Below are 14,397 nucleotides of genomic sequence, written 5' to 3'. Positions count from 1 at the left end.
CTGCGTAATTTTAGGGGGGCCGAGTGCCCCCCGATTTGTCTGGAGATTTTACTATGGCGAAAGAATTTGGTCGCCCGCAGCGGGTGGCTCAGGAAATGCAAAAAGAAATTGCCATTATCCTGCAGCGCGAAATCAAAGATCCGCGTTTAGGTCTGATGACCACCGTATCCGGCGTGGAAATGTCCCGCGACCTGGCGTATGCGAAAGTATTCGTTACGTTTTTGAACGATAAAGACGAAGAGGCTATCAAAGCGGGCATTAAAGCCCTTCAGGAAGCCTCCGGCTTTATCCGCTCGCTGCTGGGTAAAGCAATGCGTCTGCGTATCGTGCCGGAATTAACCTTCTTCTATGACAACTCATTGGTAGAAGGGATGCGCATGTCTAACCTGGTGAGTAATGTCATCAAGGACGACGAAGCGCGTCGCGTCAACCCGGACGATAGCAAGGAGGACTGATGAGTCGTCCTCGTCGTCGCGGCCGCGATGTGCATGGCGTGTTGTTACTTGATAAGCCCGGTGGGCTTTCATCCAACGACGCGCTGCAAAAAGTCAAACGCCTCTACAATGCTAATCGGGCAGGGCATACCGGCGCGCTGGACCCGCTGGCGACCGGTATGTTGCCGATTTGCCTTGGCGAGGCGACGAAGTTTTCCCAGTATCTGCTTGATTCCGATAAACGCTATCGTGTGATTGCGCGGCTCGGCCAGCGTACCGATACGTCGGACGCTGACGGTAATATCGTCCAGGAAAGGCCGGTAACCTTTACCGCTCAGGAGCTGGAGAGCGCACTGGACAGTTTCCGAGGCGAGACGCAGCAGGTTCCAACCATGTTCTCGGCGCTCAAATATCAGGGCAAACCGCTGTACGAATATGCACGCCAGGGGATTGTGGTACCGCGTGAAGCGCGTCCGATCACCGTGTATGAGCTGCTGTTTATGCGTCATGAAGGGCTGGAGCTGGAGCTGGAAGTTCACTGCTCCAAGGGCACCTATATTCGCACTATCATTGACGATCTGGGCGAAAAGCTCGGCTGCGGCGCGCACGTCAGCTATCTGCGTCGGCTTGCGGTGAGTAAATATCCTATCGACCGCATGGTGACGCTTGAGCAACTGACGGAACTGCGTGCTCAGGCAGATGAACAAGGCGTTGATCTGGCAACGGTGCTCGACCCGTTGCTGATGCCGATGGACAGTCCGGCTTCGGATTTCCCGATGGTGAATATTCAACCTGTTATCGCTGGCTATTTCAAAAATGGTCAGCCAGTGCGCGTCGCGGATGTGCCGTCGCAGGGCCTGGTGCGCGTCACCGAAGGCGATGAGCAGAAGTTTATTGGCATGGGTGAAATTGATGATGAGGGTCGCGTCGCGCCCCGTCGTCTGGTTGTGGAATACCACGACTAACGTTTGCGATAAGCTGCTGTGACAGGTAGAATATTGCGGCTAAATACACTGCCAGTCGTTATCTTAACGCTGACAGGTATCTGGGGTGGCTGAATTAGAGATCGGCACCCTCTTTTTTATCTATAATTTTGGAGTTGAAAATGTCTCTAAGCGTTGAAGCTAAAGCTAAAATCGTTTCTGAGTTCGGTCGTGGTACTAACGACAGCGGTTCTACCGAAGTACAGGTTGCTCTGCTGACTGCTCAGATTAACCACCTGCAAGGCCACTTTGCAGAGCACAAAAAAGATCACCACAGCCGTCGTGGTCTGCTGCGCATGGTTTCTCAGCGTCGTAAACTGCTCGACTACCTGAAACGTAAAGATGTAGCACGTTATACCAGCCTGATCGAACGTCTGGGCCTGCGTCGCTAATTCTTGCGAGTTTCAGAAAAGGGGGCCTTTATGGCCCCTTTTTTCAACCAGATGGCAGAAATCCACAGTACAATACTGTATTGTTGCCTGAAGGGATCTTCTTGTGCAGAGGTTCGCGCGGCTAATGAGAGGCTTGACTCCGCGACGGGGTTAGGATTGTCATTAGTCGCGAGGATGCAAAGAAGGTCAATACTCAACAGCACGCCGCATCGGTGTGCTGTCATTCATTCAGAAAGGGTATTATTTTGCTAAATCCGATCGTTCGTAAATTTCAATATGGTCAGCATACCGTCACGTTAGAGACCGGTATGATGGCGCGCCAGGCTACCGCCGCTGTGATGGTAAGCATGGACGACACCGCAGTATTCGTTACCGTTGTGGGTCAGAAAAAAGCCAAACCTGGCCAGGATTTCTTCCCGCTGACCGTTAACTATCAGGAGCGTACCTACGCTGCTGGCCGTATCCCGGGTAGCTTCTTCCGTCGTGAAGGCCGTCCGAGCGAAGGCGAAACCCTGATTGCACGTCTGATTGACCGTCCGGTTCGTCCGCTGTTCCCGGAAGGCTTCGTTAACGAAGTCCAGGTTATCGCGACCGTTGTGTCCGTAAACCCGCAAGTTCACCCGGATATCGTGGCGATGATCGGCGCGTCCGCTGCGCTGAGCCTATCTGGTATTCCGTTCAATGGCCCAATCGGCGCTGCACGCGTGGGTTACATCAACGACCAGTATGTGCTGAACCCGACTGCCGACGAACTGAAAAACAGCAAGCTGGATCTGGTGGTTGCCGGTACTGAAGGCGCTGTGCTGATGGTGGAATCCGAAGCAGAACTGCTGAGCGAAGATCAGATGCTGGGCGCAGTAGTATTTGGCCACGACCAACAGCAGATTGTTATCGAGAACATCAACTCACTGGTTGCTGAAGCGGGCAAACCGCGTTGGGACTGGCAGCCGGAAGCCGCTAACGATGCGTTGAACAGCCGCGTTGCCGCGCTGGCTGAAGCTCGTCTGAGCGACGCTTACCGCATTACCGACAAACAAGAACGTTATTCTCAGATCGACGCTATCAAATCTGACGTTATCGCTGCACTGCAGGCGGAACAATCAGAAGGCGACGCGCTGGATGAAAACGAACTGAACGACATTCTGCACGCTATCGAGAAAAACGTGGTGCGTAGCCGCGTACTGCGTGGCGAGCCGCGTATCGATGGCCGTGAAAAAGACATGATCCGTGGTCTGGACGTTCGTACCGGCGTACTGCCGCGTACTCACGGTTCCGCACTGTTCACCCGTGGTGAAACGCAGGCGCTGGTTACCGCGACGCTGGGTACTGCACGTGATGCGCAGAACCTGGACGAGCTGATGGGCGAACGTACCGACAACTTCCTGTTCCACTATAACTTCCCTCCGTACTCTGTTGGTGAGACCGGAATGGTAGGTTCACCGAAGCGTCGTGAAATCGGTCACGGTCGTCTGGCGAAACGCGGCGTGATGGCAGTTATGCCGGATGCAGAGCGCTTCCCGTACACCGTACGTGTCGTATCTGAAATCACCGAATCCAACGGTTCTTCATCCATGGCTTCCGTGTGCGGCGCTTCTCTGGCGCTGATGGACGCAGGTGTGCCGGTGAAAGCTGCCGTTGCGGGTATCGCGATGGGTCTGGTGAAAGAAGGCGACAACTTCGTGGTTCTGTCTGACATTCTGGGCGACGAAGATCACCTGGGCGACATGGACTTTAAAGTAGCCGGTAGCCGTGAAGGTATCTCCGCGCTGCAGATGGACATCAAAATCGAAGGCATCACCCGCGAAATCATGCAGGTGGCACTGAACCAGGCTAAGGGCGCGCGTCTGCACATCCTGAGCGTGATGGAGCAGGCTATCAACGCACCGCGTGGCGATATCTCCGAGTTCGCTCCGCGTATCCACACCATCAAAATCAACCCGGACAAGATCAAAGACGTGATCGGTAAGGGTGGTTCTGTGATCCGTGCGTTGACCGAAGAAACCGGCACCACCATCGAAATCGAAGATGACGGTACCGTGAAAATCGCAGCGACCGACGGTGAAAAAGCGAAACATGCTATCCGCCGTATCGAAGAGATCACCGCTGAAATCGAAGTGGGTCGCGTTTATAACGGTAAAGTCACCCGTATCGTTGATTTCGGTGCGTTTGTTGCCATTGGCGGCGGCAAAGAAGGCCTGGTACACATTTCCCAGATCGCTGACAAGCGCGTTGAGAAAGTGACTGATTATCTGCAGATGAATCAGGAAGTGCCGGTCAAAGTTCTGGAAGTGGATCGCCAGGGCCGTATCCGTTTAAGCATTAAAGAAGCAGCCGAGCCGTCTCAGCCGGCGGCCGCACCGGACGCTCCGGCAGCACCGCAAGCTGAATAAGGGTTGCTATTAGGCTCTCCATGTTCGCATGGAGAGCTCTTTGATACCGGGCTGGAAGCCGGGTTTGCAACCGGGGAACAGGACGTTCATCCAATTGTTGTCTTCGGGAGTGGGAAATGAAGCCTTTTTTGCGCTGGTGTTTCGTTGCGACAGCTCTCACGCTGGCAGGATGCAGCAACTCTGCCTGGCGTAAGAGTGAAGTCCTCGCGGTACCATTGCAACCGACTTTGCAGCAAGAAGTCATTCTGGCTCGCATGGAACAAATTCTTGCCAGTCGGGCTTTAACCGATGATGAACGTGCTCAGCTTTTATATGAGCGCGGAGTGTTGTATGATAGTCTTGGTTTGCGGGCACTGGCGCGAAATGATTTTTCACAAGCGCTGGCTATCCGCCCCGATATGCCTGAAGTATTCAATTACTTAGGCATTTATTTAACGCAGGCAGGCAATTTTGATGCTGCCTATGAAGCGTTTGATTCTGTACTTGAGCTTGATCCAACTTACAACTACGCGCATTTAAATCGCGGTATCGCCCTCTATTACGGCGGACGTTACCGGTTAGCGCAAGATGATCTGCTGGCGTTTTATCAAGACGATCCCAATGATCCTTTCCGTAGTCTGTGGCTCTATATTGCTGAAAGCAAACTGGATGAGAAACAGGCCAAAGCGTCGTTACAACAGCGCTTAGACAAATCGGATAAAGAGCAATGGGGATGGAACATTGTCGAGTTCTACCTGGGCAACATTAACGAAGCAACGTTAATGGAACGCCTCAAGGCGGACGCAACGGATAACACCTCGCTCGCTGAGCATCTCAGTGAAACCAACTTCTATTTAGGTAAGTACTACCTAAGTCTGGGGGAATTGGACAGCGCTACGGCACTGTTCAAATTAGCGGTAGCTAACAACGTACATAACTACGTTGAACACCGTTATGCATTGTTGGAATTAGCGCTCTTGGGCCAGGAGCAAGAAGACCTGGCAGAATCGGACCAGCAATAGCTGACGGACATTTATCAGCCCATAAACTTTTTTAAAGTCATCACCTTAACGGGTGAGGGCGTTTTTGTTCGTCAATCAATCAAATTTGAGCCGGTTCACACTTTTCAATGAAAATTGCAGATCTTTTTCATGATGAGTTATGTAGACTGGCCGCCATTTATCTTGAGGCACACGTACTACATGACTGAATTCGAAACCACTTTTTCTGATCTGGGGCTGAAGACTCCTATCCTTGAAGCCCTTACCGATCTGGGTTACGAAAAGCCATCTCCGATCCAGGCTGAGTGTATTCCGCACCTGCTTGGTGGCCGCGATGTTCTGGGTATGGCCCAGACAGGCAGCGGCAAAACCGCAGCGTTCTCTTTACCGCTGCTGAACAACCTTGATCCTGAATTGAAAGCGCCGCAAATCCTGGTGCTGGCCCCGACCCGCGAGCTGGCGGTTCAGGTTGCTGAAGCAATGACGGACTTCTCTAAACATATGCATGGCGTAAACGTGGTAGCCCTTTACGGCGGCCAGCGTTATGACGTGCAACTGCGTGCCCTGCGTCAGGGCCCACAGATTGTTGTGGGTACCCCAGGCCGCCTGCTTGACCATTTAAAACGCGGTACGCTGAACCTGTCCAACCTGAGCGGTCTGGTACTGGACGAAGCGGATGAAATGCTGCGTATGGGCTTCATCGAAGACGTTGAAACCATCATGGCGCAGATCCCGGAAGGTCATCAGACCGCTCTGTTCTCCGCCACCATGCCGGAAGCGATTCGCCGTATTACCCGCCGCTTTATGAAAGAGCCGCAGGAAGTACGCATTCAGTCCAGCGTGACCACTCGCCCGGACATCAGCCAGAGCTACTGGACTGTTTACGGCATGCGTAAAAACGAAGCGCTGGTGCGTTTCCTGGAAGCGGAAGACTTTGACGCGGCGATTATTTTCGTGCGTACCAAAAACGCGACCCTGGAAGTGGCTGAAGCGCTGGAGCGCAGCGGTTACAACAGCGCCGCGCTGAACGGCGACATGAACCAGGCGCTGCGTGAGCAGACCCTGGAGCGCCTGAAAGATGGTCGTCTGGACATCCTGATTGCGACCGACGTTGCGGCCCGTGGCCTGGACGTTGAGCGTATCAGCCTGGTTGTTAACTACGACATCCCGATGGATTCAGAATCTTACGTTCACCGTATTGGCCGTACCGGCCGTGCGGGTCGTGCTGGCCGCGCGCTGCTGTTCGTTGAGAACCGCGAGCGTCGTCTGCTGCGCAACATCGAACGCACCATGAAACTGACCATCCCGGAAGTGGAACTGCCGAACGCAGAACTGCTGGGCACACGCCGTCTGGAGAAATTCGCCGCTAAAGTACAGCAGCAGCTGGAAAGCAGCGATCTGGATCAGTACCGCGCCCTGCTGGCGAAAATCCAGCCGACTGCGGAAGACGAAGAGCTGGACATCGAAACTCTGGCTGCCGCGCTGCTGAAAATGGCACAGGGCGAACGCCCGCTGATCCTGCCGCCGGATGCGCCGATGCGTCCGCGTCGTGAATTCCGTGAGCGTGACGATCGTTTCGAACGTCGCAGCGATCGTAACGATCGTGGTCCGCGTAGCGACCGTCCGCAGCGTGAAGGCGAAGAGCGTCCGCGCCGTGAACGTCGTGACGTTGGCGATATGGAACTGTACCGCATTGAAGTGGGTCGTGATGATGGCGTTGAAGTTCGTCATATCGTTGGCGCTATCGCTAACGAAGGCGACATCAGCAGCCGTTACATCGGCAACATCAAGCTGTTTGCTTCCCACTCCACCATTGAGCTGCCGAAAGGTATGCCGGGTGAAGTTCTGCAACACTTTACCCGCACGCGTATTCTCAACAAACCGATGAATATGCAACTGCTGGGCGACGCGCAACCGCGTCCGGATCGCGGCGGTGAACGTCGTGGTGGTGGTGCCGGGGCTGGCGCTGGCCGTGGCGGTTTCGGCGGCGAGCGTCGTGAAGGCGGTCGTAGCGAAGGTCGTCGTTTCAGCGGCGAACGTCGTGAAGGTGGCGCAGGCCGTAGCTTTAGCGGTGAGCGTCGTGAAGGTGGCCGTGGCCCGCGTCGTGAAGATGGCGCAGCACCGTCCCGTCGTCGCTTTGGTGACGCATAAGTCCTGAACGCCTTACGGTTTACAAACTGTAAAGTTTAATAAACAGTCCCAGTCAAAATGATTGGGACTTTTTTTATCTGGTTTGTACTCATGTACTGGTACAATGAGGCATCCTCTTTCAGGATTCGATTGTTACTACAGGACATAAAATGGCAACCCTCTCCACCACCAGCGTATCGCCTTCCATTCTGGGCGGCATTGTTATCATTGCAGGCACTATCATCGGAGCGGGGATGTTTTCTCTGCCGGTCGTTATGTCTGGCGCGTGGTTTTTCTGGTCGCTGGCGGCGTTAGGGATAACCTGGTTCTGTATGCTGCACTCCGGCTTAATGATCCTCGAAGCTAACCTCAACTACGCGCCCGGTGCCAGCTTCGATACCATGACCAAAGATCTGCTGGGCAAATACTGGACCTGGATTAACGGCCTCTCTATCGCCTTTGTGCTGTATATCCTGACCTATGCCTATATCTCGGCAAGCGGCTCGATACTGCATCACACGCTGTCGGAAATGTCGCTGTCGTTTTCTCCTCGGCTGGCGGGGCTGATTTTTGCTTTGATCGTAGCATTCGTGGTGTGGCTCAGCACACGCGCGGTCAGCAGAATGACGGCGATTGTGCTTGGCGCGAAAGTGATTACTTTTTTCCTGACCTTCGGCAGTCTGTTAGGCCATGTGGAACCCGCCACGCTGTTTAACGTCGCGGAACCGCAGCCTTCCTACTTCCCCTATTTATTAATGACGTTGCCGTTCTGTCTTGCGTCGTTTGGCTATCATGGCAATGTGCCGAGCCTGATGAAGTATTACGGCAAAGATCCGCGCACTATCGTCCGTTGCATCGTCTGGGGAACGCTTATTGCGCTGGCGCTGTATACCATCTGGCTGCTGGCGACCATGGGGAATATCCCGCGTCCGGCATTTATTGAGATTGCCCGTCAGGGCGGCAACATTGATGTGCTGGTCCAGGCGCTGGCTGGCGTGTTGAACAGCAAAACCCTCGATCTGCTGTTAATCATCTTCTCTAACTTCGCCGTTGCCAGTTCATTCCTGGGCGTAACCCTGGGCCTGTTTGATTATCTGGCGGATTTGCTCGGTTTTGATGATTCCGCACTCGGGCGTTTCAAAACCGTGCTGTTAACCTTCGTACCGCCTGTCGCGGGCGGGATGCTGTGGCCGAACGGGTTTTTGTACGCCATCGGCTACGCCGGGCTGGCCGCCACTATTTGGGCCGCGATTGTGCCGGCATTACTGGCCCGCGCGTCGCGTAAGCGCTTCGGCAGTCCGCTGTTTCGCGTCTGGGGCGGGAAGGGAATGATCGTGTTGATTCTGGTCTTCGGCATCGGCAATGCGTTGGTGCATCTGTTATCGACGGCGAATCTGCTACCGGTTTATCAATAAAAAACGCCCTCCGTGTGGAGGGCGCTCTGTTAAAGCGATTCACGAACCTGCATCGCCAAATCGAAGGAGTGAAGACGGGCCTGATGATCGAAAATCTGCCCGTTAACCATGATTTCGTCAGCCTCGGTTTCCCGCAGGATTGATAGCAAACCGTGGCGCACTTTGGCTTTATCACCCACCAGCGACATCCCCAGCGCCTGCTGAACGCCGTACTGTTCAGCCGGGCTCCAGATACTCTCCATGCTTTCCACCGGCGGCGGTAACTGCCCGGCTTCGCCACGGCGCAGCTTAACAAATGCCTGCTGCATTGAGGTAAACAAAAACTCCGCGTCGCGATTGCTGTCGGCGGCCACAATATTGATACACACCAGCGCGTACGGTTTTTCCAGCCGCCCGGACGGTTTGAACTGGGTGCGATACAGATGCAGCGCCTGGAACAGCATATCCGGGGCGAAGTGCGAGGCAAACGCGAAAGGCAGGCCCATCTGGGCCGCCAGCTGTGCGCTGTACAAGCTGGAGCCTAACAGCCACAGCGGTATTTTCGCGCCGTAGCCCGGCACCGGACGCACGGCAGGATGCGGATCGCGGGCATCAAACCATTCCACCAGCTCATTCACATCGCGCGGGAAGTTATCTATGTCGCCGCTCATATGGCGGCGCAGCGCCATCATGGTGCGCTGATCGCTGCCCGGCGCGCGGCCCAGCCCCAGCTCGATACGGCCAGGATACAGCGCGTCCAGAGTGCCGAACTGTTCGGCGATCACCAGCGGTGAGTGGTTAGGCAGCATCACGCCGCCAGAGCCCAGGCGCAGCGTGGAGGTATTCGCGGCAAGATAGCCGATCAGCACCGACGTCGCCGCGCTGGCGATACCGGTCATATTATGGTGCTCAGCCAGCCAGTAGCGGTGATAGCCGCGCGCTTCGGCAAGCTTCGCTAAATCCAGAGAATGTTGAAAAGCGTCCCGGGCGCTGAGCCCTTGCGGGATCGGGGCCAGGTCGAGCAAAGAGAAAGGTACAGTTGATTGCGTGGTCATAGCAGCTCACTTTGTCACAGCACTGTTTCAGATTAAAGGTCTGCCTCTGGCGCGTACGCGCCAGAAAGCTGTACCTTTTAATACTGCATTAAAATTCGCTGATTGCTGTTAACAAAGTGAGCTTTTTTTAGGCCTGTAGCTCAAGTCCGGCCAGGCGCAGCCAGTATCCGTTGCAGTCGCTGTTGGCTTCCAACGCCAATGGCGCCGCGCCGGTTTCATTGGCACGGAAGGCGTTTAGCATCTCGATGGTCTCCGTGCCCATAGGGGAGAGTCGCACCACATCCACTAAATCCTGCATAGAGGCTAACTCATTGCCGAGATTGTAGACGTAGCCGCTCATGGTCTGGATGCCGTTCAGCACAAACACCTGCTGGCCCTCCTGCGAATGGATAACCCGCCCGTGGGGATACTTAATGCAGCAGGTTTCGCATTCATCTTTAGGCCGGTCTTCTGAGCGCGCGGTAAAGCAGCGGGCGGAATAAGCCAGCGGCAGATGACCGTAGCTCAACACTTCCACCTCAAACTGCTGGCGAATACCCAGCTCATCGCACTGCGTCAGCAAATTCACCAGCCAGTCGCGGGAAAGCTCCACGGGCATGCACCAGCGCATCATCCCCTGTTTCGCCAGGCGGCGCAGCGTGACGGCGTTGTAGCAGTTGAGCGCATGGCTGGCGACAAACGGCAACCTGCGTTCCCAGGCCATATTCACGGTACCGAAATCGCTGGCTTCAATCAGAAACTCGCCGTTTTCCACATAGCGTTTCAGTTCATTCAGCTCAGAGGGTGCCTGCACCAGCGCTAACGTGGAGATCACCACCTGCTTACCGCTGGCCGCAACAATTTTCGCCATCTCCAGCCAGTCGCCGACTTTGGTGTCGCGGCGTTTGCTGCATACCGATTCGCCGAGATAGACAATATCGGCGCTGCTGTTTGCTGCCGCCTGATAGAACTGTTCCAGCGTCGCTTTCGGCCAGTAATACAGTACGGGTCCTAATGAGTATTTCATGGAGGTTCCTTTACTGCCATTTGCGGTGATACGCGCCGAGCGTGGTTTGTGTGCCTTCTGACATCGCTCCGAGGGTATCCATCCAGGCCTGCTGCGGCTGGAACTGTTGCGGATTCGCCATGCAGCGGTCGATGGCCTGACGCCACACTTTCGCCACCTGGCTAACGTACGCCGGGCTACGCTGGCGGCCTTCGATTTTCACCGAAGCGATATTAGCCGCCAGCAGTTCCGGCAGCAGTTCCAGGGTGTTGAGACTGGTGGGTTCTTCAAGGGCGTGGTAGCGCTGGTCGTCAACCAGATAGCGCCCTTTACACAGCGTTGGATAGCCTGCGTTCTCCCCGTCCTGATAGCGATCGATCAGCACATCGTTCAGGCGAGATTCCAGCCCCTGGGGCGTCTGCTGCCAGCGCACAAAACGCGCCGGTGAACACGCCCCGACGGTGTTGGGCGATTCGCCGGTCAGATAAGAAGAGAGATAGCAGCGGCCTTCCGCCATAATGCACAGGCTGCCGAAGGCGAACACTTCCAGCGGCACCGGCGTCACGCGCGCCAGTTGCTTAACCTGGTGAATAGACAACACGCGCGGCAGCACTACCCGCGCCACATCAAAGTTGCGCTGGTAAAAGCGGATTGCCTCTTCGTTGGTCGCGGACGCCTGCACCGAGACGTGGCGTTCGACGTGCGGATAGCGCTCGGCGGCGTATTCCAGCATGGCGATATCCGCAAGAATCAGGGCATCGGCCCCGGATTGCGCCGCCATATCCACCGCACGCTCCCAGCGCGGGTAGCCATCGGGATGCGCAAAAGTATTAATCGCAATATGCAGCTTACGGCGATGTTGATGAACCACATTCACCGCTTCCTGAAGTTTCTTCTCAGTAAAGTTGAGGCCTGCAAAATGGCGGGCGTTGGTATCGTCTTTCAGGCCGATATAAACCGCATCAGCCCCGTTTTCGATAGCCGCTTTCAGTGCCGGCAAGTTTCCGGCAGGACACAGCAACTCCATAGAATTTCCTGAAGGTGAGGGGGCGGACAAAAAAAGTCGCCATATTGTTAATGAACGGCGATTTTAGTTAACCTGGCGGCGACAATATTTGATTTGAGGCAGTTAAACGCGTATTGATGAAATCAATAAAGGGGTAATCAAAACGTTTAAAATCTTGATTTACGCCGCTATGTCGCAGGAACGATATGGCACAATGATGGGTCGATAGTTATCAAGGAGTAGAGCTCGTGTTAGATCAACTGCGTTCGCGCCTGGTTCGTCTTGGCCCCTCACTAATGAGGACGCCCGTTAAGCTGGCGCCCTTTGCTCTGAAGCGACAAGTACTGGAGCAGGTACTGGCCTGGCAGTTCCGTCAGGCGCTTGAAGAGGGAGAGCTGGCGTTCCTTGATGGGCGCTGGTTATGCATTGAAGTGCGCGATATCGGTTTGAGATGGTTTACTTCAGTGGAAAATGACCGGTTGGTGGTAAAAGAAGATGCGCCAGCGGACGTCAGCTTCAGCGCCGATGCCAGCGATCTTTTAATGATTGCCGCACGCAAACAGGACCCGGATACGCTATTCTTCCAGCGCCGATTAATCATTGAAGGCGATACCGAACTCGGTTTGTACGTCAAAAACCTGATGGACGCCATTGAGCTGGAGTCGATGCCAAAACCCCTGCGCATCATGCTTCTGCAACTGGCTGACTTCGTCGAAGCGGGTCTGAAAGACGCGCCGTCGACAAAAGCAACCTCAGTAGGTGAACCATGCTAATTCGTGTAGAAATTCCCATAGATGCACCCGGTATTGATGCGCTGCTGCGCCACACGTTTAAAGACGGCGGCGAGGCGGATTTGATCCATGACCTGCGTGAAGACGGCTTGCTGACGCTGGGCCTGGTGGCTACCGATGATGAAGGGCAAGTGGTCGGTTACGTCGCGTTCAGCCCGGTGAGCGTACAGGGTGAAGATCTACAATGGGTAGGCCTCGCGCCGCTGGCGGTGGACGAATCGTTGCGCGGGCAAGGTTTAGCGCGTCAACTGGTGTATGAAGGGCTCGATTCCCTGAATGAATTTGGCTACGCTGCCGTGGTGACGCTGGGCGATCCGGCGCTGTATGGCCGTTTCGGTTTTGAACTGGCCGCCCATTACGATTTACACTGCCGCTGGCCGGGGACCGAAGCCGCATTCCAGATCCATCCGCTGGCTCCCGATGCGCTTAAGGGCGTAAGCGGTCTGGTGGAATACCACGAGCACTTCAATCGCTTTTAATCGCAGGCGCTGGTAAATCTGGGAACAGATCCGCCAGCGCGATTTCTCCCGCCACCAGCCGTTCTTTTTCCCGCTTCGGCAATTGCTTTATACGGTACTCAATGCGTAAAGCTTGTGAGCGCTCACCAACTTGTTCGGCGAAAACCATCGTTAATTCGCCTTTTCCCCGTAGCGAACGTGCGCCTTTACCGGTTTGATGCTGTAGCAAACGGCGCGCGGTGTCGGTGGTGACGCCGGTGTAAAGTCGGTTATCGGCGGTGCGAATTAAATAGAGAAACCAGCAGTTCATAAAGCGTATTCGGACGAAGATTTTGCCGCACCTTATCACGCTTTCTCTGTGACGACACTGTGGTAGTGTGTCGGCAAACCATTTTCGGAGGCGTTATGGAAGCACTGGAAAGCATCAGCCGCTGGCTCGGCAAACAGCATGTGGTGAGCTACTGCGTGGCGAACGACCAGGATATATGGTGCGCAAATGCGTTTTACCTGTATTGCCCACAAGACGTGGCATTCTACCTGTTGAGCGACCCGCAGACGCGGCACGGGCAAATCAGCGGCGCAAGAGCGAGAGTGGCGGGTACGGTAAGCGGGCAAACCAAAAACGTAGCGCTCATACGCGGAGTGCAGTTTAAAGGCGAGATCCAGTTGCTTGAGGGCGAAGCGTCAGAGAGCCTTCGTGAAGGCTATAACCGACGCTTCCCTATTGCCAGAGGGATGTCAGCACCGGTCTGGCAAATCCGGCTGAATGAACTCAAATTGACTGACAACACTCTGGGTTTTGGTAAAAAATTTTGCTGGCAACGTTAACCGTTAACTGCCGAGCAGGCGTAATGCCTCGCGGTTAAACGCCGGTAAATCATCTGGCGTGCGGCTGGTAACCAGTTGGTCTTTATCGACAACCACTTCCTGGTCGAAAAACTCCGCGCCTGCGTTTTTTACGTCAATCACGATCGGCGTCACCGCCGTCAGCTTGCGTCCCCGGATCACGTCGGCGCTAATCAGCAACTGCGGCCCGTGGCATATCGCAAATACCGGTTTGCCGCTTTCGACAAATTCACGGGTAAAATCGACAAAGCGGCTGTCGCCACGCAGATGATCTGGCGAATGGCCGCCAGGTAGCAACAGGGCATCAAACTCATCAGGTTTAACGTCATCAATGCCTTTATCGATAGTCACCTGAGCTTCGCCTTTTTTGCCTTTTACGGTATTCCCGGCTTGCTTCTCAATGGTGATCACTTCGTGGCCCGCTTTTTTAAATTCTTCCGCCGGGGAAGTGAACTCGGAATCTTCGAACTCGTCGGTAATCAGGACTGCAATCTTCTTGCTCATGTTTACTCCTCAGTTCGTTTTCGACACACCTAATCACTGAAAATAGTGA

The 14,397-nt window shown here is 54.8% G+C and carries 16 protein-coding genes; 11 read left to right on the top strand and 5 right to left on the bottom strand.

The window, feature by feature from the left end:
- Positions 1-53 precede the first annotated feature (53 nt).
- The 8 genes from rbfA to mtr all read left to right on the top strand — a co-directional run bounded on the left by rbfA (position 54) and on the right by mtr (position 8,724).
- On the top strand, positions 54-455 hold the full coding sequence (gene rbfA, locus RT120_RS19340) for a 30S ribosome-binding factor RbfA (RefSeq protein WP_312985199.1): 402 nt from the start codon (positions 54-56) through the stop codon (positions 453-455).
- Positions 455-1,399: a tRNA pseudouridine(55) synthase TruB gene (truB, locus tag RT120_RS19335; RefSeq protein WP_312985198.1), complete on the top strand. Its 945-nt coding sequence runs from the start codon at positions 455-457 to the stop codon at positions 1,397-1,399. The genes rbfA and truB overlap by 1 nt, the downstream gene beginning before the upstream one ends.
- Before the next feature lie 140 nt (positions 1,400-1,539).
- Complete coding sequence (rpsO, locus tag RT120_RS19330; RefSeq protein ID WP_002434239.1) at positions 1,540-1,809, top strand: 30S ribosomal protein S15; 270 nt, start codon at positions 1,540-1,542, stop codon at positions 1,807-1,809.
- 245 nt (positions 1,810-2,054) lie between these two features.
- Positions 2,055-4,199 carry a polyribonucleotide nucleotidyltransferase gene (gene pnp / locus RT120_RS19325; RefSeq protein WP_312985197.1) on the top strand — a complete coding sequence of 715 codons (2,145 nt, stop codon included), beginning with the start codon at positions 2,055-2,057 and terminating at the stop codon, positions 4,197-4,199.
- Between the two features lie 116 nt (positions 4,200-4,315).
- A complete protein-coding gene (nlpI, locus tag RT120_RS19320; protein WP_312985196.1) occupies positions 4,316-5,200 on the top strand; it encodes a lipoprotein NlpI in 885 nt (294 codons plus the stop codon).
- Between the two features lie 107 nt (positions 5,201-5,307).
- Positions 5,308-5,388, top strand: a complete 81-nt coding sequence (yrbN, locus tag RT120_RS19315; protein WP_121497548.1) for a protein YrbN — start codon at positions 5,308-5,310, stop codon at positions 5,386-5,388.
- Positions 5,381-7,330, top strand: a complete 1,950-nt coding sequence (locus tag RT120_RS19310; protein WP_312985194.1) for a DEAD/DEAH family ATP-dependent RNA helicase — start codon at positions 5,381-5,383, stop codon at positions 7,328-7,330. The genes yrbN and RT120_RS19310 overlap by 8 nt, the downstream gene beginning before the upstream one ends.
- 149 nt (positions 7,331-7,479) lie before the next feature.
- Positions 7,480-8,724, top strand: coding sequence for a tryptophan permease (mtr, locus tag RT120_RS19305; RefSeq protein ID WP_312985192.1), 1,245 nt, complete (start codon positions 7,480-7,482; stop codon positions 8,722-8,724).
- A 29-nt stretch (positions 8,725-8,753) separates the two neighbouring features.
- Here the strand turns inward: mtr and RT120_RS19300 are convergent, their stop codons facing one another.
- The 3 genes from RT120_RS19300 to RT120_RS19290 all read right to left on the bottom strand — a co-directional run bounded on the left by RT120_RS19300 (position 8,754) and on the right by RT120_RS19290 (position 11,770).
- Positions 8,754-9,758: a luciferase-like monooxygenase gene (locus RT120_RS19300; protein WP_312985191.1), complete on the bottom strand. Its 1,005-nt coding sequence runs from the start codon at positions 9,756-9,758 to the stop codon at positions 8,754-8,756.
- 127 nt (positions 9,759-9,885) lie between these two features.
- Complete coding sequence (locus tag RT120_RS19295) at positions 9,886-10,764, bottom strand: U32 family peptidase (RefSeq protein WP_312985189.1); 879 nt, start codon at positions 10,762-10,764, stop codon at positions 9,886-9,888.
- Between the two features lie 10 nt (positions 10,765-10,774).
- Positions 10,775-11,770: a peptidase U32 family protein gene (locus tag RT120_RS19290; protein WP_312985187.1), complete on the bottom strand. Its 996-nt coding sequence runs from the start codon at positions 11,768-11,770 to the stop codon at positions 10,775-10,777.
- A gap of 227 nt (positions 11,771-11,997) precedes the next feature.
- On the opposite strand from RT120_RS19290, the gene RT120_RS19285 reads away from it, so the two are divergent.
- Together RT120_RS19285 and RT120_RS19280 are read left to right on the top strand one after the other, a co-directional pair.
- Positions 11,998-12,522 (top strand): SCP2 domain-containing protein, encoded by a 525-nt coding sequence (locus RT120_RS19285; protein ID WP_312985185.1) that lies wholly within the window; start codon positions 11,998-12,000, stop codon positions 12,520-12,522.
- A complete protein-coding gene (locus RT120_RS19280) occupies positions 12,516-13,019 on the top strand; it encodes an N-acetyltransferase (protein WP_312985183.1) in 504 nt (167 codons plus the stop codon). Before RT120_RS19285 ends, RT120_RS19280 begins: the two co-directional genes overlap by 7 nt.
- Here RT120_RS19280 and RT120_RS19275 read toward each other — a convergent pair.
- Complete coding sequence (locus RT120_RS19275; RefSeq protein ID WP_312985181.1) at positions 13,006-13,308, bottom strand: GIY-YIG nuclease family protein; 303 nt, start codon at positions 13,306-13,308, stop codon at positions 13,006-13,008. The two genes, RT120_RS19280 and RT120_RS19275, sit on opposite strands and share 14 nt — an antisense overlap.
- Before the next feature lie 95 nt (positions 13,309-13,403).
- Between RT120_RS19275 and RT120_RS19270 the strand changes: the two genes are divergently transcribed.
- Positions 13,404-13,826, top strand: a complete 423-nt coding sequence (locus tag RT120_RS19270) for a YhbP family protein (protein WP_312985179.1) — start codon at positions 13,404-13,406, stop codon at positions 13,824-13,826.
- A 3-nt stretch (positions 13,827-13,829) separates the two neighbouring features.
- On the opposite strand, the gene RT120_RS19265 is transcribed toward RT120_RS19270, so the two are convergent.
- Entirely contained in the window at positions 13,830-14,348 is a 519-nt protein-coding gene (locus RT120_RS19265; protein ID WP_125294269.1) for a type 1 glutamine amidotransferase domain-containing protein, read from the bottom strand.
- Positions 14,349-14,397: the final 49 nt, after the last annotated feature.

This window comes from Atlantibacter sp., assembly GCF_032062175.1.
GTDB lineage: Bacteria > Pseudomonadota > Gammaproteobacteria > Enterobacterales > Enterobacteriaceae > Atlantibacter.
This window is presented reverse-complemented; position numbering and strand designations above follow the sequence as displayed.